The organism is Pseudoruegeria sp. SK021, from assembly GCF_002119405.1.
GTDB lineage: Bacteria > Pseudomonadota > Alphaproteobacteria > Rhodobacterales > Rhodobacteraceae > Meridianimarinicoccus.
Genome location: NZ_MTBG01000061.1, coordinates 1 through 9,208, shown reverse-complemented (window position 1 = coordinate 9,208; position 9,208 = coordinate 1). Strand labels below are relative to the sequence as shown.

Below are 9,208 nucleotides of genomic sequence, written 5' to 3'. Positions count from 1 at the left end.
GATGCTGGTTCATTTTCCTGCCGCCATACTCGCCCGACCTGAATCCCATCGAACAGGCATTCTCCAAGCTGAAAGCCCATCTTCGCCGGATCGGGGCTAGGACATTCACCGACGTGTTCGACGCCATTGGAAAAATCTGCGATATATACGACCCTCAAGAATGCTGGAACTACTTCAAGGCCGCCGGATATGTTTCAGGTTAAAACAGAAACGCTTTAGGCAGATTTTCTGAGGTTCAGTATGGTCGGGAAAGCCGTCTCGGTCAAAGGCGCTGTATCGTCGGAAAACAGCAGTCCTGCAGAAAAGCTAGCCATCTCATCGACCGGCAACTGGATGGTTGAAATGCCGCCCTGGATCCATTCGTAGAAGGCCGGGTTGCCGTAGCCGATAAAGGCCAGATCCTGCGGCAGCCGCAATCCGCGCCGAAGACAACTCTCCAGTGCCCCATTTGAGATTTCAAAACCGCCGCAGACGACGGCAGTGGCTGGGTGGGCCAATGCCAGCATGGCGGACAAACTGGCGCGCCCCATGTCGACCGAAGGCGGCGCGGTGAATATCAGATCCTCAGCGAGGCAAAGCCCGTTCCGCCGGACCGCACCCAAAAACGCCGCGAGACGATCGCGACCGGATGACAGGGCGTTATGACCGCCAATATATCCAATCCGCGTGTGGCCGGATGCAACCAAATGATCCACCGCTTCCGCGATCGAAGGCCCGTCATTGACCAGCACGCGCGGCGCATCGGGAAGGGCACGGTGTTGCCGGATTAACTGGACAACTCTCATCTCGCTCAGATGGCGCACCGTATCCGCCAGCGGTGGACCGGGCGTCGGCACCAGAAGTACGCCGCTGGCCTGCATTTCGCGCAACCCCCTGATGGCCAAATGTTCACGCGTCGGATCATCGTTGGTCAGATGGATGATCAATTGCCGACCGCGCGCATCGGATGCCAGCGCGAGGGCATTGGCAATCCGCGCATAGAATTCGTTCACGATATTGGGCAAAAGCAGGCCCGTGATGGGGGCGCTCTCGCCCCGGATGGCGGCGGCGGCCGCACTTCGGACATATCCTAGGTCTTCGGCGCGCCGAAGAATAGCCTGCTTTGTGTCGTCCTTGACACTGGGATGGTTCGACAACGCCCGCGACACGGTCATGTGCGAGATCCCAAGGTCTCTGGCGATGGACTTGATCGTTACACGGTCTCTCACGGGCAGTCCTTTCACTTCTGACCTCGGTCATACGGTTTCCAGCGCGAACTGTCTTGACAGATATTGACGCTATCGTATGAATGTTCACGTGAACATCAAGGATGATTTGGAAAACATGCCACTGACATTCGAAAACAGATGCATGGCGCTGGTCGAAGAACTGGAGATCGGCTGCCGCGCCGATGTGCAGGAGGTACGTCCCCTGACCGGGGGGGTTGCCTCGGATATCGGGGTGGTGCGTCTGACCGACCGTGTGATCTGCGTCAAGTTTGCGTTGGGCAAGCTGAAAGTCGCTGCCGACTGGCGCGCGCCTGTCCACCGCAATCGGGCTGAGTACGAATGGCTCCGGTTCGCGCAGTCAGTGGCGCCCCGGAATAGCCTTGAGTTGTACGGGTGCTCGGAGAAACTTCAGGGCTTCGCGATGGAGTATCTAGATGGCGCCGACGTATTCCTTTGGAAGGCGCAATTGCTGGAGGGCGCGACCCCGCAAGGTGGCGCGGCCAGAACCGCCAACCTTCTGGGCCGGCTGCACGCCGCCTCCACCGCGCCGGGGTTCGATGCCGCACCGTTTCACAACCAGGGTGATTTCCGTCAGCTCCGGCTGGATCCGTACCTGAGTTACACTGCCGACAAGAACCCCGATGTTGCCGAGATCCTTAGGCGACTCGCAGAGACGTTGTTCGCCGCGAGCGCCGTATTGGTGCATGGCGATGTCAGTCCTAAAAACATCCTGTTTCGTTCAGATTTGCCGATTTTGCTGGACGCTGAGTGCGCCACCATGGGCGATGCTAGTTTCGATCCAGCCTTCTGCATGAACCATCTTGTGCTCAAGGCCTTTCACCGTCCGCGGGATCATGCTGCGTTGTTGGCGGAAGTTGCGGCTTTCTGGGCGGCCTATGCCCGGTACATCACTTGGGAAGACCCCTCCGTTCTGGAGGCGCGCACCGCCTTGGTGCTTGCGGCCCTTATGCTGGCGCGGGTCGATGGAAAATCACCCGTCGAGTATCTGGATGCGGTGGCGCGCGAGCAAGTTCGCGCCTGCGCTCTCGATCTGCTCACCACACCCGCCACTCGGGTTGGCGACGTCCTGACCCGTCTGAAAATGAATGAAGGTTTCCAATGAGAGATTCAACAATAGCCTCACTTTCCGCCCGGCGCGTCTGGGACAGCCGGGGTTGCCCGACGGTCGAAGTCGAGGTCCGGACCGCTGGCGGCGCTATCGGGCGTGCGATTGCCCCGGCGGGCGCCTCGCGTGGCAGCCGAGAGGCGTTGGATCTACGGGACGGCGGTTCAAAACTTGGCGGCAAGGATGTGAAAGGTGCGATTGCGGCAGTGAACGACAAGATCGCCCCTGTTTTGTTCGGGCGCGACGTCTGCGATCAGGCGGGGGCCGATGCCGCGATGATTGCATTGGACGGAACGCCCTTCAAGTCGGCCCTTGGCGGTAATGCGATCGTGGCCACTTCGCTGGCGATCTTGCATGCGGCAGCGGCGGCGAAGGAGACAGCACTTTGGCAACACATCGCCAGCAGTTATGGCCGAACACCCACAATTCCACTGCCCGAGATTCAGATTTTTGGGGGTGGCGCCCATGCGGGTCGCCGGGTCGACGTGCAGGATTTCATGATCATGGTGCCCGGCGCGTCCTCTCTTGACGAGGTGTTTGAAATCACCGCCGAAGTCTACGCCGCCGCAGGCAAAATCATGGCCCAGAAAGGAAAATCTGTCGGGGTCGCAGACGAAGGAGGCTGGTGGCCGATGTTCGACAGCAATGAGGAAGCACTGTCTACGCTTGTCGACGCTATCGAACTGGCCGGGGAGACGCCGGGGGACCGGGTTGTCATCTCGCTGGACATCGCGGCGTCTGAATTTGGCAGCGCCGGAAAATATCGGCTGGCGCTGGAAGACCGGGAACTGGATTCGGATCAGATGATCGCCCTGCTGGGGGGCTGGCTGGACAATTACCCGATCGTGTCGATCGAGGATCCACTGGCCGAGGGCGATACCGAAGGCATGCGCGCCTTCACCGAAGCCTACGGCGACCGGGTTCAGATCATCGGCGACGATTACCTTGTGACCAACGCGGCGTTTCTGAAAGAAGCCGCACAGATCGGCGCCTGCAACGCCGTGCTGATCAAGGTCAATCAGGCCGGGACAGTGACTGAATCCGTGGACACATTCAAAGCCGCCGAGACCGCCGGATATCACTGCGTCGTCTCGGCCCGGTCTGGCGAAACCGAAGACACCTCCATTTCGCATCTTGCGACCGGGTTGGGCGCCGGGCAGCTGAAGGTCGGATCCTTCACCCGGTCCGAACGCATGGCGAAGTGGAACGAATGCCTGCGCATTCAGGATAACGCGCCGTCATGTGTCTTCGTGGCGGGTCAGCCGCTGGTGAAGACCTGGTGGGGAAAGAAAGGGAACTGACCGATGAAACTGATGCGATTTGGCGACCGGAATGGTGCTAAGATCCCGTGCGTGCTGGATGATGAGGGTCGTGCCAGAGATGTTACCTCTATCGTGGCCGATTTCGGCCCCCGCACCCTGTCGCCGGATCTGCTGGCGCGGTTGCGCGCGGCGGATCTGTCGGCGCTTCCGATTGTGAACACGGCCCAACGCCGTTTGGCACCGCCCGTGTCGCAACCGTTCAACATCTGGTGCATCGGGCTGAACTATTCCGATCACGCTGCCGAGGCGGGCATGCCGATCCCGGCTGAACCGATCCTGTTCAACAAATCCTCGGCCACTTATTGCGGGCCGAACGATGACATTCTGTTCTCGGACAAGATGACCAAACTAGACTGGGAGGTCGAACTGGGCATCGTGATCGGCAAGCCCGTGCTGAACATCACCAAAGAACAGGCGATGGATCACATCGCTGGGTTCGTGCTGGTCAATGATGTTTCCGAACGGGCCTGGCAGCTGGAGCGCGGCGGTCAATGGGTCAAGGGAAAATCCTTTCCGAACTTCTGCCCAACCGGCCCGTGGCTGGTGACACCCGATGAGCTGGACGTCCAGAATACCGGACTGTGGCTTGATGTGAACGAACGGCGGATGCAGGACGGCAGCACCGCGAAGATGATTTTCGATGTGACGACGATTGTGTCCTACATGAGCGAATTCTGCCAGTTGGAACCGGGCGATCTGATCTGCACCGGGACCCCGCCGGGCGTCGGCGCCGGCATGACCCCGCCGACATTTCTGAAACCCGGCGACAGCGTTGCCCTCGGCGGCACCGGGCTTGGCAGCCAACACCAGAATGTCATCCCATTCAAAGGACACCCCGCATGATTCCCAACCGCTTTGAAGGACAGGTTGCCGTCGTGACCGGAGGCGCCAACGGCATCGGCGCCACGGTGGCCGAACGGTTGGTCGGGGAAGGCGCGAAAGTCGCGGTTTGGGACATGGACGTCTCGGCGCCCGAGGCGCGCGTGGCGGACCTGCCGTCGGACAGCGTCCTGTTTACCAGGGTCGATGTCAGCGAACTTGCCTCGGTAGAGGCAGGATATGCGGCTGCTTGCGCGCAGTTCGGCAAGGTCGATATTCTGGTCAACAGCGCCGGGATCGCCGGCCCGACCAGTACATTGCCTGACTATCCTGTCGAAGCGTGGGGCAAGGTCCAGGCGGTGAATGTCAACGGAACATTCCATTGCTGCAAGACCGTGGTGCCCGGGATGATCTCGCGCAATTATGGCCGCATCGTCAATGTAGCGTCGATCGCGGGCAAGGAAGGCAATCCCAACGCCTCGGCCTATTCAGCGTCGAAGGCTGCGGTCATTGCAATCACCAAATCACTGGGCAAGGAACTGGCCGCGCAGGATATCGCGGTGAATGTTGTGACCCCAGCTACGGCGAAGACGCGAATTCTGGATCAGGTCAGCCCCGAATTTATCGCTTACATGCTGGCAAAAATTCCACGCGGCCGCTTCGCAGAGGTCGACGAAATCGCTTCGATGATCTGCTGGATGTGTTCGGCGGAAAACTCGTTCACGACCGGCGCGGTTTTCGATCTGTCGGGTGGCCGCGCGACTTACTGAGCCACACCCATCTTACATGATATCCAAGGGAGGACCTTTTCATGACTCTAAAGACTTGTCTGCTGGCCAGCGCCATTGCGCTTGGTTTTTGCTCGCCTGCGCTTGCCGAAATGAAGTTCGGCTATTCCACGATGGACCTGACCAACCCTTATTTCATTGCCTTGACGAACGGCATGAAAGACCGGGCAAGCGAGCTTGGTATTGCGCTGACGGTGCATGACTCCAAGTCCGACGCGGCCTTGCAGGTGTCTGCCGTCGAGAACTTTCTGGTCCAGAAGATGGATGCGATTATCGTATCGCCCATCGACCCGAACGCCATCGAACCGATGGTCGAACAGATTCACGCTGCCGGGATTCCACTGATCAATCCCAATCAGGAAATCAAGGGCGCGGATGCATTTATCAGCCTCGACGAACACAACTATGGCCTGGCCATCGGGCGGGTTGCAGGCCAGTACATTGTTGACAACATGGGCGGCACGGCGCAGGTCGCGCTGTTTACCTTCCCGGAAATCACCTCTGTGATCGCGCGGGGCGAGGGAATCCGCGACGGCATTCTCGAAGTTGCGCCGGACGCGAATATCGTGTCCGAGCAATCGGCTTCGACGCCCGAGGCAGGGGCACGCGCGACCGAAGCGATTATGCAGGCACATCCCGATGTGCGGGTGATCGCGGGGTTCAACGATGCGGGTATTCTGGGCGCCTATGAGGCCATCGCCGGAATGGGGCTGCCAACGGAAGAGTTCGCTCTGTTCGGTCTGGATGCGACCGAGGAGGCCGTGACCAAGATCAAGGCGGGATCGATGTACAAAGGGACCGTGGATATCAACCCTTATGGCACCGGCCAGATGATCATCGACACGGCTGTCCAGGTTATCGAATCCGGTCCTATCACCGGCATGATCGAGATGCCGATGGAACCCGTCACCGAAAAGACGCTGACAAACTGATCCGCGCGTGCGCTGCGGGATATCCCCGTGGTGCACGTCCGACCAACTGACGGGGGGAAGATGACGGCACTTCTAGAGTTGAACGGATTGTCGAAATCCTATCCGGGGGTAAAGGCGCTTCTGCCTTTCGACCTGAGCTTCCGGCGCGGCGAAGTTCACGCATTGCTGGGTGAAAACGGCGCCGGAAAGTCGACTTTGATCAAGACGATCACCGGGGCTGTCACCACCGATAGTGGGGCCATCCGCCTCGACGGTCTGGAACTGACTGGACATGATCCGGCAATGTCACTGGATCGCGGGATCGCGGCCATCTATCAGGAGTTTTCGCTTTTTCCCGAATTGACCGTCGCTGAGAATGTCTTTTACGGGCGGGAACTGCGCGGCCCCGGAGGGTTTCTGCGGCGTCGCCGGATGGAAGACGAAACGGCGAACGTACTGCGCGATCTCGGGACGGATATTTCGCCCCGGGCGAAAGTCGCCAATCTTTCGGTCGGGCACCAGCAATTGGTCGAACTGGCCAAGTCAGTGTCACGCGACGCCAAGGTCCTGATCATGGACGAACCGACCGCGCCGCTGACCAACAAGGAGGTCGAGTTCCTCTATGCCGTGGTCGGCAAGCTGAAGGCGCGAGGCGTCACCATCATCTATATCTCGCACCGCCTGAAAGAGATTTTCGACCTCTGCGACCGGGTCACGGTGATGCGCGACGGCGCGCTTATCTCGACGCTCGAAATCGCGAGTACCTCTGAAGCGGAACTGGTCACGCTGATGGTGGGCCGTCCAGTGGATCAGGAATTTCCGCCCTCCACCGCGCGGATAGGCGAGGTGGTTCTTGAAGCGCAAAACCTTGTCGCGCCCAAGGTCAACGACGTTTCCTTGCACGTGCGTGCGGGTGAAATTCTGGGATTGGCTGGGTTGGTCGGCGCGGGCCGAACCGAAACGGCACGTCTGATCTTCGGCGCCGATACTCTGATCTCGGGGCAGATCCGGCTGGACGGCCAAAACGTCACGGTACGGACGCCGAGGGATGCGATTGCGCACGGCATTGGACTGATCCCCGAAGACCGCAAGCATCACGGGGTTTTGCTGGGCATGTCGGTGACGTTCAACACCGTCTATGCCGCCCTGAAACAGGTGTCTCCGGGCCTTTTCGCCAATGCTATGGCTGAACGTGCCGCCGGCGAAAAATATCGCGATCAGTTGCGCATCAAGACGCCAAATCTGGAGCAACTGGTGGTCAATCTGTCGGGCGGAAATCAGCAAAAGGTGGTCCTGGCCAAATGGCTGCTAACCGGAAGCCGCGTGCTGATCTTCGATGAACCGACCCGCGGCATCGATGTCGGCGCCAAACAGGAAATCTATGGGCTGATGCGCGAGTTGTCGAATGCCGGCGTCGCAATCGTGATGATTTCGTCAGAGATGCCCGAGCTTCTGGGCATGTCGGACCGGGTCATCGTGCTGTGCGAGGGACGGGTTGCCGGAGAGTTGGGCAAGGCCGACTTCGATCAGGAAAAAGTACTGCGTCTGGCCTCGGGACTGGGGAATGAAGGAAAAACCGATGAGCACGAATGAGACACTTTTGGGCGGTAATGTCCCGGCACATGCCAAGCGGCAGAAACGCGATCTTGTCACGGTCCTTGCGCAATACGGGATCTATCTGGCGCTGGTGATCCTGATCCTGTTTTTCGCCTCGCAAAGCGACGTGTTTCTCAGCAAGGACAATGGCCTGAACATTCTGCGCCAGGTCTCGGTCATCGGCATTTGCGCGGTGGGCATGACCTTCGTGATGCTGACCGGCGGGATCGACCTGTCGGTGGGATCGGTAATCGGGGTTTCGGGCATGGTCTGTGCCACCCTGGTCAGTCTGGGATTTCCGCCGATTGTTGCGGTTGCGGCCGCAATGACTTTCGGGGCCTTTGCCGGTCTGCTGTCCGGTTTCATCATCAATGTCCTGAACATCCCGCCGCTGATCACGACATTGGGGCTAATGACCGCCTTTCGCGGCATATCCTTCATGATCGGGGGCGGCTTGCCAGTCTACGGAGTGCCCGACAGCATCAAGTTTCTCGGACAAGGCTATATCGCGGGTATTCCGGTTCCGGTCATCCTGATGGTGCTGGCGTTCATCGCCGGGCACATTATCCTGACGCACACGGTTTTCGGACGTCAGGTGTACGGCACCGGCGGCAACGAAGAAGCGTCGCGCCTGTCCGGCGTCAATGTCAAAGTATTGAAATACAAAATCTACCTCATTGGTGGAGTTCTTGCCGCTTTTGCGGGGATTGTGCTGATGGCGAGGGTGAATTCCGGACAACCCAAAGGGGGGCAGGGCTATGAGCTGGACATCATAACGGCCGTCGTTCTGGGCGGTGTGTCGATCTTTGGTGGTGTCGGGCGATTGACCGGCGTGATCGCCGGGGTGCTGATCATGGGCGTACTTGCCAATGGCATGATCCTGCTGAACATTGATGAATATGTGCAATGGGTGGTTAAGGGCGGCGTTCTTCTGGCAGCCGTCGCATTGGATCAGTTCATCCATGGGCGCGGCAAGACCTGAGAGGTTCGTTTAAAAGTGCTGAAGGGCGGGGCAGTCGATCTCTGCAACAATGCCCAACAGACTGGCGAAGTGGATTGGTCAGGACGCATCCCGAAATGAGGCAACAGGGCGGCAAGTATCCTGATTAGCCAAAGGCCGCCGTCGCGACTGCAAGAAAACGTGCGGAGGTGTTGTCGATCTCGCACCGAATCTAGGCGGAATTCGTCCGTGCATTGCAGTCCCATCGTCCCTCTCCTTTGTTGCAGGAATTGCTATCAAAGGAGCGACATCAAACCGCGACAGGTCCAATATATCTTGACGGTGACGAGCCCGTTACTGAACTCTGGTACTGAACCGCGCCAGGTTTGCCGGAGGCTCCAACTCATGAGTAGGATGGAGCATCATGAACAAAACAACGAACAAATATTCACCTGAAGTGCGCGAACGTGCCGTGCGGATGGTTTTGGATGGCGCAGG

General features: G+C 59.1%; 9 protein-coding genes. 8 read left to right on the top strand and 1 reads right to left on the bottom strand.

Annotation, left to right across the window (positions count from 1 at the left end; all coding sequences use genetic code 11):
- The coding region (locus BV911_RS17870) for a transposase (protein WP_205963900.1) at positions 1 to 203 on the top strand (203 nt) is incomplete at its 5' end.
- Positions 204 to 215: 12 nt separating this feature from the next.
- On the opposite strand, the gene BV911_RS17865 is transcribed toward BV911_RS17870, so the two are convergent.
- Complete coding sequence (locus tag BV911_RS17865; RefSeq protein WP_139840144.1) at positions 216 to 1,208, bottom strand: LacI family DNA-binding transcriptional regulator; 993 nt, start codon at positions 1,206 to 1,208, stop codon at positions 216 to 218.
- Positions 1,209 to 1,323: 115 nt separating this feature from the next.
- Between BV911_RS17865 and BV911_RS17860 the strand changes: the two genes are divergently transcribed.
- From BV911_RS17860 to BV911_RS17830, 7 genes are read left to right on the top strand one after another with little or no spacing between them, the layout of a single operon-like run.
- Positions 1,324 to 2,331 (top strand): phosphotransferase family protein, encoded by a 1,008-nt coding sequence (locus BV911_RS17860; RefSeq protein WP_168184132.1) that lies wholly within the window; start codon positions 1,324 to 1,326, stop codon positions 2,329 to 2,331.
- On the top strand, positions 2,328 to 3,635 hold the full coding sequence (eno, locus tag BV911_RS17855) for a phosphopyruvate hydratase (RefSeq protein ID WP_086054932.1): 1,308 nt from the start codon (positions 2,328 to 2,330) through the stop codon (positions 3,633 to 3,635). Before BV911_RS17860 ends, eno begins: the two co-directional genes overlap by 4 nt.
- Before the next feature lie 3 nt (positions 3,636 to 3,638).
- A complete protein-coding gene (locus tag BV911_RS17850) occupies positions 3,639 to 4,499 on the top strand; it encodes a fumarylacetoacetate hydrolase family protein (RefSeq protein WP_086054931.1) in 861 nt (286 codons plus the stop codon).
- A complete protein-coding gene (locus BV911_RS17845) occupies positions 4,496 to 5,245 on the top strand; it encodes an SDR family NAD(P)-dependent oxidoreductase (protein WP_086054930.1) in 750 nt (249 codons plus the stop codon). The genes BV911_RS17850 and BV911_RS17845 overlap by 4 nt, the downstream gene beginning before the upstream one ends.
- A 41-nt stretch (positions 5,246 to 5,286) precedes the next feature.
- A complete protein-coding gene (locus BV911_RS17840; protein WP_086054929.1) occupies positions 5,287 to 6,195 on the top strand; it encodes a sugar ABC transporter substrate-binding protein in 909 nt (302 codons plus the stop codon).
- Between the two features lie 60 nt (positions 6,196 to 6,255).
- Positions 6,256 to 7,767 (top strand): sugar ABC transporter ATP-binding protein, encoded by a 1,512-nt coding sequence (locus BV911_RS17835; RefSeq protein ID WP_086054928.1) that lies wholly within the window; start codon positions 6,256 to 6,258, stop codon positions 7,765 to 7,767.
- Positions 7,754 to 8,752 (top strand): ABC transporter permease, encoded by a 999-nt coding sequence (locus BV911_RS17830; RefSeq protein ID WP_086054927.1) that lies wholly within the window; start codon positions 7,754 to 7,756, stop codon positions 8,750 to 8,752. The genes BV911_RS17835 and BV911_RS17830 overlap by 14 nt, the downstream gene beginning before the upstream one ends.
- Positions 8,753 to 9,208: the final 456 nt, after the last annotated feature.

Bases quoted from the DNA above. Each gene is read 5' to 3' on its own strand.
- BV911_RS17850 (WP_086054931.1), top strand. From the start codon at position 3,639: ATGAAACTGATGCGATTTGGCGACCGGAATGGTGCTAAGATCCCGTGC.
- eno (WP_086054932.1), top strand. From the start codon at position 2,328: ATGAGAGATTCAACAATAGCCTCACTTTCCGCCCGGCGCGTCTGGGAC.
- BV911_RS17860 (WP_168184132.1), top strand. From the start codon at position 1,324: ATGCCACTGACATTCGAAAACAGATGCATGGCGCTGGTCGAAGAACTG.
- BV911_RS17830 (WP_086054927.1), top strand. From the start codon at position 7,754: ATGAGCACGAATGAGACACTTTTGGGCGGTAATGTCCCGGCACATGCC.
- BV911_RS17840 (WP_086054929.1), top strand. From the start codon at position 5,287: ATGACTCTAAAGACTTGTCTGCTGGCCAGCGCCATTGCGCTTGGTTTT.
- BV911_RS17835 (WP_086054928.1), top strand. From the start codon at position 6,256: ATGACGGCACTTCTAGAGTTGAACGGATTGTCGAAATCCTATCCGGGG.
- BV911_RS17845 (WP_086054930.1), top strand. From the start codon at position 4,496: ATGATTCCCAACCGCTTTGAAGGACAGGTTGCCGTCGTGACCGGAGGC.